General features: G+C 43.5%; 12 protein-coding genes. 9 read left to right on the top strand and 3 right to left on the bottom strand.

The window, feature by feature from the left end; translation table 11 throughout:
• Positions 1-24: 24 nt before the first annotated feature.
• Positions 25-837: a tRNA cyclic N6-threonylcarbamoyladenosine(37) synthase TcdA gene (tcdA, locus tag EAE93_RS12915; RefSeq protein ID WP_036781567.1), complete on the top strand. Its 813-nt coding sequence runs from the start codon at positions 25-27 to the stop codon at positions 835-837.
• Here tcdA and csdE read toward each other — a convergent pair.
• Entirely contained in the window at positions 834-1,295 is a 462-nt protein-coding gene (csdE, locus tag EAE93_RS12910) for a cysteine desulfurase sulfur acceptor subunit CsdE (protein WP_214039820.1), read from the bottom strand. The genes tcdA and csdE overlap by 4 nt on opposite strands.
• Positions 1,296-1,315: 20 nt before the next feature.
• Positions 1,316-2,554 (bottom strand): cysteine desulfurase CsdA, encoded by a 1,239-nt coding sequence (gene csdA / locus EAE93_RS12905; RefSeq protein ID WP_214039851.1) that lies wholly within the window; start codon positions 2,552-2,554, stop codon positions 1,316-1,318.
• Positions 2,555-3,108: 554 nt separating this feature from the next.
• Here csdA and EAE93_RS12900 point away from each other — a divergent pair.
• From EAE93_RS12900 to EAE93_RS12865, 8 genes are all read left to right on the top strand, one after another.
• Complete coding sequence (locus EAE93_RS12900; RefSeq protein WP_036781565.1) at positions 3,109-4,029, top strand: transcriptional regulator GcvA; 921 nt, start codon at positions 3,109-3,111, stop codon at positions 4,027-4,029.
• Between the two features lie 64 nt (positions 4,030-4,093).
• Positions 4,094-4,489, top strand: coding sequence for a DUF423 domain-containing protein (locus EAE93_RS12895; protein WP_036781562.1), 396 nt, complete (start codon positions 4,094-4,096; stop codon positions 4,487-4,489).
• Complete coding sequence (gene rlmM / locus EAE93_RS12890; RefSeq protein WP_036781560.1) at positions 4,482-5,582, top strand: 23S rRNA (cytidine(2498)-2'-O)-methyltransferase RlmM; 1,101 nt, start codon at positions 4,482-4,484, stop codon at positions 5,580-5,582. Before EAE93_RS12895 ends, rlmM begins: the two co-directional genes overlap by 8 nt.
• A gap of 1,101 nt (positions 5,583-6,683) precedes the next feature.
• On the top strand, positions 6,684-8,144 hold the full coding sequence (gene prtA / locus EAE93_RS12885; RefSeq protein ID WP_265183092.1) for a serralysin: 1,461 nt from the start codon (positions 6,684-6,686) through the stop codon (positions 8,142-8,144).
• A 53-nt stretch (positions 8,145-8,197) separates the two neighbouring features.
• Positions 8,198-8,602 (top strand): protease inhibitor Inh/omp19 family protein, encoded by a 405-nt coding sequence (locus EAE93_RS12880; protein WP_181148462.1) that lies wholly within the window; start codon positions 8,198-8,200, stop codon positions 8,600-8,602.
• 60 nt (positions 8,603-8,662) lie between these two features.
• Positions 8,663-10,393: a type I secretion system permease/ATPase gene (locus tag EAE93_RS12875; RefSeq protein WP_214039819.1), complete on the top strand. Its 1,731-nt coding sequence runs from the start codon at positions 8,663-8,665 to the stop codon at positions 10,391-10,393.
• Between the two features lie 76 nt (positions 10,394-10,469).
• Positions 10,470-11,798, top strand: a complete 1,329-nt coding sequence (locus EAE93_RS12870) for an HlyD family type I secretion periplasmic adaptor subunit (RefSeq protein ID WP_036781552.1) — start codon at positions 10,470-10,472, stop codon at positions 11,796-11,798.
• A 2-nt stretch (positions 11,799-11,800) separates the two neighbouring features.
• The gene (locus tag EAE93_RS12865; protein ID WP_036781548.1) at positions 11,801-13,174 is read left to right on the top strand and encodes a TolC family outer membrane protein; all 1,374 of its coding nucleotides are present in this window, start codon (positions 11,801-11,803) and stop codon (positions 13,172-13,174) included.
• 15 nt (positions 13,175-13,189) lie between these two features.
• On the opposite strand, the gene xni is transcribed toward EAE93_RS12865, so the two are convergent.
• Positions 13,190-13,948, bottom strand: coding sequence for a flap endonuclease Xni (gene xni / locus EAE93_RS12860; protein ID WP_214039818.1), 759 nt, complete (start codon positions 13,946-13,948; stop codon positions 13,190-13,192).
• Positions 13,949-13,994 lie beyond the last annotated feature (46 nt).

Genomic DNA, 13,994 nt, shown 5'->3' with positions numbered 1-13,994 from the left:
GGTTTTCAGGGTTGATATTCAGTAATGCAAACTTCTCTTTCTGATGCATATATGCAGCGCTTTGCCGGGACTGCCCGTTTATATGGACAAAAAGCGCTTTCTTTGTTTTGCCATTCTCATGTTTGTGTTGTGGGTATCGGTGGTGTGGGCTCTTGGGCGGCGGAGGCTTTGGCTCGTACAGGAATCGGTGCTATCACTTTGATTGATATGGATGATGTTTGTATCACCAATACCAACCGCCAATTACATGCTTTAAAACAGCATATTGGGCAACCAAAAACCGAAGTGATTGCCGAACGTATTCTGGCGATTAATCCAGAGTGTAAAGTGACCTGTGTTGATGATTTTCTCACACCCGATAATGTTGAAGAGATGATGGCTGCTGGATTCAGTTATGTGATTGATGCTATCGATAGTGTCAGACCAAAAGCGGCGCTGTTGGCTTATTGCCGTCGCCATAAAATTCCGCTGGTGACAACCGGTGGCGCTGGTGGGCAACTTGACCCGACACAGATTCAGGTTGTTGATTTGGCGAAAACGGTTCAGGACCCTTTAGCGGCTAAACTGCGCGAAAGGTTGAAATCTGATTATCGTGTTGTGAAGAATGGTAAAGGTAAATTGGGTATTGATTGTGTGTTTTCAACTGAGCAATTGGTTTATCCGCAGAGTGATGGCTCTGTTTGCGCCGCGAAAAGTACCGCAGAGGGCACTAAGCGTATGGATTGCGCTTCTGGTTTTGGTGCCGCAACGATGGTCACGGCGACATTTGGGTTTGTTGCGGTTTCCCATGCCCTAAAAAAGATGGTAGCTAAGGCGCAACGTCAAGGTGATCTTTAATCTTTGATATAAGATTTTGCGGCGTTTTGCACGGTATTAATCAGCGACTTGACGCCATTCAACTGTGAGCCGCTTATCTGCTGTTCTAGCCCAAGTTGGTGGAATAGCGCCAACAGGTTAGTCGCTAAAACTTGTTCCGGTGTTTTGCCTTCTACGGCAGTCAAGATCACCGCCAGTAAGCCTTTTACAATGCGGCCTTCGCTGTCGCCATAAAAATGCAGATGACCGTCTGGCAGTAATTGATGCCCTAACCAAACCCGGTTTTCACAGCCGGACATTTCAGTGTCTTGCTGTTTTAAATTTTCAGGCAGTGCGGGCAGTTTCTTTGCCAGTAAGATTAACTGGCGATAACGATCTTCCCATTGGCGACATTGGTTAAAGGTTGCAATGAGCTGTTGTTGGCTGATTTCCCGGCCGAATGGGTGTGGTGCAATCCGGTTTTCAGCGGTTTGAGTCATAATGTCATTCATCCTGTAATTCATTCATCCTGTAATAGAGAAAGGCCAAATCTTACTGCTTGAATTAAAGCATCGGCATCCTGCCGGTTGTTGTAAGGCATAAAGGAGGCGCGCAAACAGCCTCTGATACCTAAAGCTTCGATCAGTGGTTGGGCACAGTGCTGACCGGAGCGTAAGGCAATATTTTGTTCTGCCAGAATAGCTGCCAGATCACTGTGATGAATGTCGGTAAAATTAAAAGCCAATAAGCTAGAACCGGCAATGCGATAGCTGGTAAATCCGGGTAAAGCGGAGAGTTGTTCTTCGGTATAATCGGCAAGTGTGACCGCATGGGTTTCGGCTTTGGCAATATCAATATCTTTCAACCATTCCAGCGTGGCAGAAAAACCAATAATACCAGCAACATTCGGTGTGCCTGCTTCAAACCGGAAAGGCACCGCTTCTGGTATAAAATCGCTGAATGAAGTGTGGGAGAGCATTTTTCCGCCGCCTTGCCAGGGAGACATGGCATTAAGTAATTCACTTTTACCATAAAGTATACCAACGCCGTTCGCGCTGTAGAGTTTGTGAGCGGAGAATGCGTAGAAATCGATATCTAATTGTTGGACATCAATGGGATTGTGAACAACGCCTTGTGCGCCATCGACAACGACTAGACAACCGTGTTGGTGTGCTATTTCTGTTATTGCAGTGAGATCAACTGTTCCGCCAGTCACGTTGGACATTTGGCTGATTGCTATCAGTCGACTATGTTTGTTTATCAGTTCAGGCAGAATGTTGATATCAGGCAATTTACCATTGCCTAGAGGCCATTTAATAACTCTGGCGCCGGTTTGTTCTGCCAACATTAACCAAGGGATCAGGTTGGAATGGTGTTCCTGTTCACTCACTATAATTTCGTCACCAGGCTGGAGATGAGTACGGAAATAACTTTGAGCAACTAGATTGAGGGATTCCGTTGTTCCTTTTGTCCAGATAATATTTTCAGCTTGTGGCGCGTTGATGAGTTCGGCAACCTGCTGCCGGGCCAGTTCATAGCGGGATGTGATTTCCTGCGCTGCTTGGTGCTGACTACGATGTACGGTAGCGCTACTGTTTTGATAATAATTTTGTGTTGCCTTTATCATGGCTTGTGGTTTGAGTGCGGTGGCGGCACTATCCAGAAATACTGTCTGTTTTTGTGTAGAAAATTGTTGTGCTGGAAGCTGTTGTAGCGCTGGAAATTGCTGGCGGAACTGTTCTGGTTCGAACTTTTTCATAGATATATTAATTTTGTTTTGGTGGTTATGGTGCTTAACCATTTGTTTCTGGCTGAAAATGGATATACCTGTCATCTTTCAAGTTGCCTCTTTGTTGGCTGCACTCACTCACCCCGGTCACATAGTTATCTATGCTCCCGGGGATTCGCTCCCTTGCCGCCGCGATGCATCTTGAAATCCATAGGGTATAGGTTATTACATTGAATAATATTGCCATGTTCGAGTCTTTATGCCAAAAAAAAGCACCGCAACTGCGGTGCATTAAAAAATCACTATGGACAGACAGGGTAAATGTACAGGAAGTGAAAAAAAACAGTAGCTTAAGCTACAGGGTCTGGTTTCCCAGACAACTTGCAAACACAACATCACAACCACAAAGCCAAAAGTTTCATAGCGTTAAGCTGATTCACTTTTCGTTCCGGCTTAGGAAGTGGCGCCACTATAGGGATTTACTGGAGTATCCTCAATGGACAATTTATAATGATTCGGATTACAAAAACTAATAACTAAATATAAAGAGTTACCGGTATCGCTAACATTACATAAGGGCTCACATGTCCAAACGTTTACCACCACTTAATGCGTTGCGGGTTTTTGATGCCGCAGCGCGCCATTTAAGTTTTACTAAGGCGGCAGAAGAATTATTTGTGACGCAGGCCGCAGTTAGCCACCAGATGAAAAGTCTGGAGGATTTTCTTGGGTTGAAGTTGTTTCGTCGTCGCAATCGCTCACTATTGTTGACTGAAGAAGGTCAAAGCTACTATTTGGACATTAAAGAGATATTCACGGCGATAAATGAAGCAACACGTAAACTTCAAGCCAGAAGTGCCAAAGGAGCTTTGACGGTTAGCCTCTCACCTAGCTTTGCTATCCAGTGGCTGGTTCCAAGGCTGTCCAGTTTTAATTTAGCGTATCCGGGCATTGATGTCAGAATACAGGCGGTAGACAGAGAAGAAGATAAGCTTGCTGATGATGTTGATGTTGCCATATTTTATGGTCGTGGAAATTGGCCGGGGTTACGTACTGATCGCCTTTACGCAGAATATTTGCTTCCCGTTTGTTCTCCTTCGTTACTGACCGGAGAAAATCCTTTGAAAACCCCCGCAGATTTGGCGCGTCATATGCTGTTACACGATTCTTCTCGTCGTGATTGGCAAGCGTATGTGCGCCAGCTTGATATGCAGCAGCAGATAAATGTTCAGCAAGGACCAATATTTAGCCACAGTGCAATGGTGATCCAAGCCGCTGTTCACGGGCAGGGTATTGCACTGGCGAATAATGTCATGGCTCGGACTGAAATTGATGCGGGGCGTTTAGTTTGCCCATTTAATGATGTGTTAGTGAGTAAGAATGCATTTTACCTTGTTTGTCATGACAGTCAGGCTGAATTGGGGAAAATTGCCGCATTCAGACAATGGGTTTTGGCGCAGGCAGCCAGTGAGCAGGAGAAATTGGGCTTTATTACCAATGAGTAAGAACCGGAATAAGGCATTCGGGCTGTAAGAGCTCTCAGATAGAATATGAAAAAGGAAGATAACAGTGAATAGTCGCTTAATGCTTATCTTTGCTGGTTTCAGTGGTTTTTTCTACGTGGCGTTTGGGGCTGTAGGGTCACATTTATTATCTCCGATGATGGAAAAATATCAGATAAGTTGGATTGATCTCGGTCTGCAATATCAGGGGATTCACACTCTGGCAATGATGGCGATGTCTGCCATGCTAATGCGTAAAGTTGTGCTCTGGTTTTACTGGAGTGGCGTCTTTTTTGCAGTAGGTATTTTGTTGTTTAGCGGCAGTCTCTATTGTATGGCCTTATTGCAGGTTAAATTTTTCACTTATATTACGCCAGTTGGAGGGTTCAGCTTTCTTATCGGCTGGTTTTTAGTATTAATTGGCGCTTTGCGTCTAAGGAAATCGGCGCTTCGCCATGAATAAAATTGCTTTATATTGCCGCCCTGGTTTTGAAAAAGAGTGTGCAGCAGAAATCACTGATAAAGCGGGGCAAAAAGAGATTTACGGTTTTGCCCGGGTGAAAGATAACAGTGGCTATGTCCTGTTTGAGTGTTATCAACATGAAGATGCTGATCGGCTGATTCGTGAGATCCCATTTCGCGAGCTGATTTTTGCCCGCCAGATGCTGGTTGTGGGTGAATTATTGCGAGATTTGCCTCCTGAAGATCGGATAAGTCCGATTATTGGTATGCTGCATGGCGTCATTGAGCGTGCAGGCGAGTTACGGGTTGAGGTGCCTGATACTAATGAAAGTAAAGAGTTATTAAAATTCTGCCGAAAATTTACTGTTCCGTTGCGTAGTGCTATGCGGCAGGAAAAGATCTTGCTGATTCGGGAAAATGTTAACCGCCCGGTAATACACGTTTTCTTTATTGCTCCGGGTTGCTGTTATGTTGGTTATTCTTACAGTAACAATAACTCGCCATTTTATATGGGTATTCCCCGGTTGAAGTTTCCTTCGGATGCGCCAAGTCGTTCAACATTAAAACTGGAAGAAGCGTTTCATGTTTTTATCCCATATGACGAATGGGAAGAGCGATTAGCTAGCGGTTTATATGCGGTTGATTTAGGTGCGTGTCCGGGTGGTTGGACTTACCAACTGGTGAAACGTAGTATGATGGTGCATGCGGTAGATAATGGCCCAATGTCGGAAAGTTTGATGGATACGGGGCAAGTTAAACATCACAAAGTTGATGGTTTTAAGTTTGAACCTTCGACAAAAAACATTTATTGGCTGGTATGCGACATGGTGGAAAAACCGGCAAAAGTGACGCAGTTAATGGCAGATTGGTTGGTTAATGGCTGGTGCCGGGAAGCCATTTTTAATCTTAAATTACCGATGAAAAAGCGTTATGAAGAAGTTGCTCATAATTTGCAGAAAATGAACTTGCAATTAAAAGAGGGTGGTGTAAATGCACAAATTCAGGCAAAACACCTTTATCATGACAGGGAAGAAATAACGGTTCATGTCCGTCGTATTTGGTCTGCTTATGCAGCTAGCCGGAATGATTACTAATTCACGATTGTTCATCATCATTCTGGAATAAACCGATAAAATAAGCTTTCCTAAAGCGCCTCAGTTATATTCTGAGGCGTTTTTTTCAATATTGAATGACATTATTGCATTTTGTCCCTCATTACTGTGTGGAGTAAAATGAGTGTGTTAGAAGGATTTAATTCATTTTTTCAGTTAAGAAAGTATCACATAATGCTCTGTTATGAGGTGATTTTATTTAATGTGACAGTGAATTATTGTATGATTTGCGTCTTAAAATTGTTGATTTTTTCACTTGACTTAAGGTAAATAGCGAAATGAATATATTATTATAATCGTTTAATTAAACGTAAAATTAGTGTGAAACAACTTAATAAATTAAGATTATAAAATTGAAATAGTGAAATAGATCGTGTTTTTAATGGGTTTAATTAAGATTTAAAGTATGAGGTTTAATTATATCAAAATTAAATTTATTGTTTATATTTGTCAATTATTAATAGATGTTGCTATTATTATTTTATGTTAAAAAATTACGAATATAATTTAATTATATTGGGAAAAGTGCTTTAGAATAAAGTAAATATTAACTGCTCTGTGATATATGTTTTTTATTGATTTAATTAAGTTGCTATTAATTTGTTTAATAATATATAGGTGTTTACTGGTTTAGAGTCTTTCCATATATGTCATATCGTTCAATATTTCAGTCGAAGGTGGTAGATTATTCTGATTTTGCCTATTCATATAACGGCTTGGGATAATTGCTGATTAAAATTATCAGTAATAATGCTATAAATTTTTTAAAGTTTACTTCATGGATAGTTAAATAAATAGATAATTAATTCGTAAGAAAATACCGCTATGAAATTAGCGGTATTCTTTTCGCCTTAAATAGTTATGTTATATAAAACAATCGCTTATTTGTTTTATGTTATTTTTATCACGTTTATATTAAAAAAATATGTTAATTGCTTTTTACATAATTAACTTTAATGTTACGTTTATGTGAAAGGGATTTTAGTTGTTAATTTGTATGACCAGGGTCGGTCTGTGGTTTTCAGGTTTTATTGACTTGTATTTAATAAAATAAAAAGATTTTTATATCTAAGTCCTGAATTTATGGAGAAATATATGTCTTTAAAGAAGAAAATTTCATACTCGGAAGACAAAGACGTTAGCGGTTCAGAGAAGGCAAATGAGTTGCTGAAATGGTTACAGGCTTATATACCAGGTAAAGATTCTAATATTGTTGTTGAACATGAGCCCAGTAAAGATGCTGCTAAAGAATTAATCCGGGGTGATTATCGTTGGGGGCATCAGGACGACGATAAATCTAAAGCTTTCCAATTAAAGTATACTTTTCTGGAGAGTAAGCCGGATGATATGCCGTGGCATATTTCTGAATTTTCAGCATTTAATGAAAAACAAAAAGCTGCGGCGAAACTGTCAATACAATCTTGGGCTGATGTGGCTAATATCAATTTCGTTGAAACCACTGATGCCAAAGAGGCAAATATCACTTTTGGGTTCTTTGATGTTAGTTTGACGGGGAGTTATGCATTTGCTTATCTGCCAAGGCCAGAGAAGACGCAGTTAGGGACTTGGTATAACGCCAAAAGCCGTACTTTCTCAAACAACGATATTGATGTGAATGGCTATGGCCGTCAAACGTTTACTCATGAAATTGGCCATACTCTGGGGTTACAACATCCGGCTGATTATAATGCGTCTGATGAGGTAAGCCCAACTTATAAGAACAGCGCTACTTATTTTGAAGATAGCCGTGCTTATACCGTCATGAGTTATTTCAGTGAGAAAAATACGGGTCAGGACTTTAAAGGTATTTATTCTTCTGCGCCATTACTTAACGATATTTCTGCCATTCAGGCGGTATATGGCGCGAATAATACCATTCGTGCTGATGACACAGTATATGGCTTTAATTCCAACACAGATCGTGACTTCTATACCGCAAAAGATGAGAACAGCAAGCTGTTGTTCACCGCTTGGGATACAGGTGGCAATGATACGTTTGATTTCTCTGGTTTTACTCAGGATCAACGCATCAATCTGAATGAAGCCTCTTTCTCTGATGTCGGTGGACTGAAAGGGAACGTCTCTATTGCCCGTGGCGTCACGATTGAAAATGCGATTGGCGGCAGTGGTAATGATGTTTTGATCGGGAATGATGCCGCCAATACTCTGAAAGGTGGAGCGGGTGATGACATCATTTACGGTGGCTTAGGCGCAGATAATCTCTGGGGCGGGGAAGGCAAAGATACCTTTGTCTACCTGAGCGCCAAGGAATCACCGCCGCTTGAGCGTGATTGGATCCATGACTTTGTTTCCGGTGAAGACAAGATTGATGTGTCATTGTTCGATCTGGGTGAAGCCGGGAAGGGGGGCGTCAGGTTTGTAAGGGAATTCACGGGTGAAGTCGGAGAAGCGGTGCTTCGTTATAACACGGTTGATAAGGTGAATGATTTCGCCATTAATTTGGGCGGTGAATTTTCCTACGATGATTTTTGGGTGAAGATTGTCGGAGAGCCAATATTAGAGTCTGATTTCATTCTTTCATAACATAACAACACAACCGCATCTGATTTGGATGCGGTTATTTGTTTGGAGGCGGCATGGTTTTTGCAGCTTGGTATCTGAAATTTGCATTCTTTGTTGCTCTTGCATTCAGCATTATCGGAGGAAGTATGGCAAGTAGTCTTGTTCTCCCACACGCCAGTGAATTGAAAGGCGTATGGCAACTGTCGGACAAACATCAACAATGTGATGTGTCATTGACTGACCAACCCTTACCGGAGGGATCAATTTGGTCACTTAATGGTGATAACGATTGTTTGGCGTATATGTTTGGCGAAGTGCCTGCCGGTTGGCGGCCTACGCCAGATGGCCTCACAATTACTGATGAACAGGGTAGTGGTTTGGCTTTCTTTGCTAATGAGCCGGATGGTTGGTTTGCCCGTTTTGCCGATGGCCGGGAATTAATGATGAAGCCCAATAAGACTAATAAGAAAAATGAATAAAAAGGAAAACATTAACATCAGATAGTTATATTTTTAAAAAAATAAAAATAAGGAAATAGTGTGAAATTACTGCTCCCGAAGGATGAAATTACTGATGTCATTCGTGCTCGTAGCCGGGTATTTTGGGCTATCGGGTTGTTCACTGCCTTTATTAACCTGCTGATGTTAGTTCCGTCTGTTTATATGTTGCAGGTTTATGACAGAGTATTGCCGTCGGGCAATGAAATCACTTTGCTGATGTTAACTCTGATTACCCTCGGCATGTTTGCCATGATGGGAATGCTGGAATATATCCGTAGCATGATTGTCATCCGCATTGGTAGTCAGCTTGATATGAAGCTGAATAACCGGGTTTATACCGCATCTTATGAATCAAATCTGAAAAATGGCACTACTGATGCCGGTCAGATGCTTAATGACTTGGCAAATATCCGCCAGTTTCTGACGGGTAACGCCTTGTTTGCCTTCTTTGATGCCCCTTGGTTTCCAATCTATCTGCTGGTCATTTTCCTTTTTAACCCTTGGCTTGGTCTGTTATCACTGGGCGGTGCGCTGGTATTGATTGCCTTGGCTGTGCTGAATCAGTGGTTATCAAGTCAGCCGTTATCCGAAGCCAGTAAACTTTCTCTACGTTCAGCGAGTCTTGCCAGTACTAATTTACGTAATGCCGAAGTCATAGAGGCGTTAGGTATGTTACCGGTGCTACGTCGGAGATGGTTTGGGTTACATGAGCGTTTCTTGGATTTCCAGCGCATTGCCAGTGAGCGGGCTTCGGTGATTAATTCAGTCACTAAAACAGTGCGTTTGGCCTTGCAGTCATTGATCCTCGGATTAGGGGGCTGGTTAGCGATTGGTGGGCATATTACGCCGGGCATGATGATTGCGGCTTCAATTTTGATGGGACGCGCGCTTTCACCGATTGAACAATTGATCCAAGCCTGGAAAGGCTGGAGTGGCGCTCGTTTGTCATGGCAACGGTTAACCAACTTGTTGGAACAACAACCGGAACGCAAACCGGGCATGTCATTGCCCGCGCCAAAAGGAAATTTGTCCGTGGATAAAGTTTCCGCAGCGCCTCCGGGAAGAAACAGTAAGGTTGTGTTAGAGGATGTTAGCTTTTCGTTGGATGCCGGTGATGTGATGGGATTAATTGGCCCCAGTGCGTCTGGCAAATCGACTCTTGCCCGGTTACTAGTCGGAATATGGCCTGCACAGGAAGGGGTTGTTCGTCTGGATAATGCAGATATTTATCAGTGGAATAAAGATGAACTAGGCTCTTCAATCGGTTATTTACCACAGGATATTGAGTTATTTGGCGGCACGATCGCTGAAAATATTGCTCGTTTTAATGAAGTAGAACCAGAAAAGGTGGTACAGGCGGCAAAAAAAGCGGGCGTTCATGAGCTGATATTAGAACTTGATAAAGGTTATGACACCGTAATTGGTGCTGGAGGCGTTGGGTTATCTGGGGGGCAGAAACAGAGAATTGGCCTTGCGCGTGCACTATATGATGAGCCGTCATTGGTGGTGTTGGATGAACCTAATTCCAGCCTGGATGAGGCAGGAGAAAGAGCATTGAATGAGGCGATTTCTCAGCTTAAAGCGCAAGGAAAAACGGTGATTGTCATTACTCACCGTACCTCATTGTTATCACAGACAAACAAAATATTGTTACTGGTTCAGGGGAAAATGAAGATGTTCGGTCCATCTCAGCAGGTGATGGCCGCTTTATCGCAAAGAAATAACAGTCAGGAACGTTCTGCGGCCAAGGCAGTCCCGCAGGCATCATAGGTAACAATAGGTAAATGTGCATTTAATTATAATAATATCAAATAGCTGAGACGGAGATTTCTGTCCGGGAGTGGATATGTCTGATCAGATTACGCCGGTAAGAGATGAAAAAGGATTATTGCCTTTGGAAGAAAGGCATTTTTTACGACTAGGATGGTTAGTGATTGGTGTGGGGATCTTGGGATTTCTCATTTGGGCAGCATTAGCGCCGTTGGATAAAGGGGTGGCGTCTTCGGGTGTGGTGGTTGTGGATGGTAATCGTAAAACAGTTCAGGCCCCGGCAAGCGGTATTATCAGCCAGATTAAGGTTGTTGAGGGAGAAACAATAAAAGCGGGTCAGACACTCGTCCAGCTCAGTCAGGTACAGGCAAAGGCACAGGTCGATGCGATTCAGGATCAACTGTATACCACGTTGGCAACGGAAGCCCGTTTATTAGCCGAGCAGCATGGTGATGAAGTGTTAATTTTCCCCGACATATTACAGCAATTACAATCTGAACCGCGGGTGAATGAGATAACCGAACTGCAAAAACAACTTTTTAAATCACGCCGTGAAGTATTGAGAAGCGACCTGGAAGGGCTTGAGCAGTCCGTCGAAGGAATAAATTTTCAAATTAAAGGGCTGAAATCTTCCCTTCTCAGTAAGCGCATGCAGCAGGGGGCGCTTAAGGAGCAGATAACAAATCTAAAATCTTTAGCGGATGAGGGCTATTTTCCGCGTAATCGTTATCTGGAACTTCTGCGTGAACAGGCTGAACTAAACAGCAGCACGGCGGAAATGGCAGGACGAGCGGGTCAGCTTGAAAAACAGTTACAGGAAACACAACAGCGTATTATTCAGCGCAAAGCAGACTATCAGCGGGAAGTGCGCACGCAATTAGCAGAGGTGCAGGTTTCCGCCAGTGAATATAGAAATAAGTTGGATACCGCACAGTTTGAACTGACTCATACCTCAATTGTCGCGCCGGTTGACGGTACTGTTGTGGGGTTGAATGTTTTTACCCAAGGTGGGGTTGTTGCCCCCGGCGAAAAACTGATGGAAATTCTGCCGACCCAAGTGGCGCTTGAAGTGGACGCTCGTGTTGCGGTTAATTTGGCGGATAAGATTAGTAAAGGGTTTGATGTGGACCTGATGTTCACCGCTTTTAACCAGAATCGTACGCCAAAGGTTGAAGGTAAAGTCGCGATGGTTTCCGCGGATAGGTTGGTCGATCCAGTAACCAGTCAACCTTATTATCAGATGAAAGTGGTTGTCTCTCCTGAGGGGATGGAAAAATTAAAAGGGTTGGATATCAGGCCAGGGATGCCGGTTGAGGTGTTTGTCAAAACGGGTTCCCGCTCTCTGTTAAGTTATCTGTTTAAGCCATTGTGGGATCGGGCTTCAACATCGTTGATAGAGGAGTGATTATGAAATTGAATAATGCTTCTTTATCCATTGGTTTGCTGGTTCTTTTTAGCGTCAGTTTGTTCTCTTTTCCTACATGGGCATTGAGTTTGACGGAAGCCTATGCTCTGGCGTTAGAAAATGATCCCACTTTTCTCGCTGCCGTGAAAGAGCGGGAAGGCGGTGAAGAGTATGAAAAGCTCGGCAGGGCAGAACTGTTCCCTAAGGTAATGATGTCTTATCAGAATTCACCACGGAATTGGCAACATATGGAGTCTGTTGGCTATGACTTCTGGGGCAGGAAAACAACTAGCAGCCGGGATCGCCAATATAACAGTTATAACGCGGCTATTGTGTTGACACAGCCATTGATCGATTTTGAGATATGGGCTCGTTATAAAGCCAGCCAGGCTCACACTTTGATGAGCAATGAGCGTTTTCGGGCAGATTTTCAGCAACTGGCTGTTCGGGTCGTGAATGCTTACGTAGATGTGGCTTATGCACAGGATCAAATCGATTTAGTGATAAGCCAGAAAATGGCTTATGAAAAGCAACTGGAACTGAATAAGAAATTGTTTACTTCTGGTGAAGGGACACGTACTGATGTGGTGGAAACGCAATCCCGTTACAGTCAGGCGATTGCCGATGAGATAGCCGCCAAAGACGATTTGGATGCGGCGATCCGAAGTTTACAGCTCATTGTGGGTGTTCCTCTCCCTATTGATTTGCCTGTGCAACGGCTATCAGATAAAAAGCGTTTTCAGATATTGAGGTTGTTGCCTGAGCGTTATGAGGAGTGGGAAAAATTGGCATTGGCTAACAACCCGGTTTTGGCTGCTTCTCGTCAGGAAGTGCAAGCCGCGTACCATGAAGTGCAGCGTAACCGGGCAGGCTATTTACCCAAGCTGGAGTTCTACGCTTCCCATTCTGAAAACGAATCCAGTAGCGATAATACCATAGATCAAAAATATCGAACCGATACCATTGGCTTGCGGATGAGCATGAATATCTATAATGGTGGCGCGACGTCTGCTTCTGTACGTCAGGCGGCGGCCAACTATGGCAGGACTAAATATGATCTTGATGCTCAGGCCGGAGAAATCCTCAATGCATTACGTCGCAATTATAATCAGTACTTAAATAGTGAAAAACGGATTAGTGCTTATGAGATGGCGGTTGAATCAGCTAGCTTGCAGGTAGACGCGACCAGTAAAAGTGTTGCGCTTGGACAGCGGGTCAATGTGGATGTCTTGAATGCTGAACAGCAGTTATATACCGCTCGACGTGATCTCTCACAAGCAAAATATAATTATATTAAGTCTTGGATCGGCCTGCTTAATGAGGCCGGAGAATTAAAAGGCGAACATCTGGATAAGATAGCTAAGTATTTTCGTTAGGTTGAAGTATTTCCGTTAGGTTAATGTTGTCAGCCGGAGTTGTTGCAGATTACCATTTAAATCTAGATCGGTACGTAATGATGCAACTTCCCGGCTGATAAACGCCATTTCTTTATTGGATTCTAGTTTATTGCGCCATTTATCGGGTTGTTGGTCGAGGTTCTGGAACAGATTATCCAGTGTACCGGCCTGTTGCAGTAAAGTGGCGGCGGTTTTCGGCCCGATCCCCTGAATCCCCGGAATTTTACTGCTGCTTATCCCCGCCAGACCCCAATAATCAGGTAGTTGTTCTGGTAAAACGCCAAACTCTTGCTGAACAAATGGCATATCCAACCAGCGTTTTTGAAAGTAGTCACGGATACGAATATTGGGTGAAAGTAGCTGGCAATACCCTTTATCAGTAGAAACAATTGTCACGTTGTGACCAGCAGAAGTCACTTTTACCGCCAGTGTCGCTGCCAGATCGTCAGCTTCATGTCCCTCGGCATGCCAGCAGGCGACCCCTTGTTGCTCAAATGATGCTCTGATTTGCGGCATTTCCTGTTGCAGATTGTCAGGCATGGCCGAACGGCCGGCTTTGTAGTCAGGTAATATCTGATGACGCCAACTGTGACTGCGATTTTCTTCATCGAATACTGCGACGGCATGTGTGGGATGAGTATGTTGGATAAGCTGCCTTAGCGCATGTTCACAGGCAGGAATGCATGGGCTGCCCTGTACAGCATGAATGCGTCGGATAAGGTTAAGAGCATCAACAATAAGAAGGTGTATCATATGGAATCACTTTAAATGGCACAATGCTCCATCCGTGGAGCGCGAA

It is taken from the genome of Photorhabdus akhurstii (assembly GCF_018448925.1).
GTDB lineage: Bacteria > Pseudomonadota > Gammaproteobacteria > Enterobacterales > Enterobacteriaceae > Photorhabdus > Photorhabdus akhurstii.
This window is presented reverse-complemented; position numbering and strand designations above follow the sequence as displayed.

Bases quoted from the DNA above. Each gene is read 5' to 3' on its own strand.
- tcdA (WP_036781567.1), top strand. From the start codon at position 25: ATGCAAACTTCTCTTTCTGATGCATATATGCAGCGCTTTGCCGGGACT.
- csdE (WP_214039820.1), bottom strand. From the start codon at position 1,295: ATGACTCAAACCGCTGAAAACCGGATTGCACCACACCCATTCGGCCGG.
- csdA (WP_214039851.1), bottom strand. From the start codon at position 2,554: ATGAAAAAGTTCGAACCAGAACAGTTCCGCCAGCAATTTCCAGCGCTA.
- EAE93_RS12900 (WP_036781565.1), top strand. From the start codon at position 3,109: ATGTCCAAACGTTTACCACCACTTAATGCGTTGCGGGTTTTTGATGCC.
- rlmM (WP_036781560.1), top strand. From the start codon at position 4,482: ATGAATAAAATTGCTTTATATTGCCGCCCTGGTTTTGAAAAAGAGTGT.
- prtA (WP_265183092.1), top strand. From the start codon at position 6,684: ATGGAGAAATATATGTCTTTAAAGAAGAAAATTTCATACTCGGAAGAC.
- EAE93_RS12880 (WP_181148462.1), top strand. From the start codon at position 8,198: ATGGTTTTTGCAGCTTGGTATCTGAAATTTGCATTCTTTGTTGCTCTT.
- EAE93_RS12870 (WP_036781552.1), top strand. From the start codon at position 10,470: ATGTCTGATCAGATTACGCCGGTAAGAGATGAAAAAGGATTATTGCCT.
- EAE93_RS12865 (WP_036781548.1), top strand. From the start codon at position 11,801: ATGAAATTGAATAATGCTTCTTTATCCATTGGTTTGCTGGTTCTTTTT.
- xni (WP_214039818.1), bottom strand. From the start codon at position 13,948: ATGATACACCTTCTTATTGTTGATGCTCTTAACCTTATCCGACGCATT.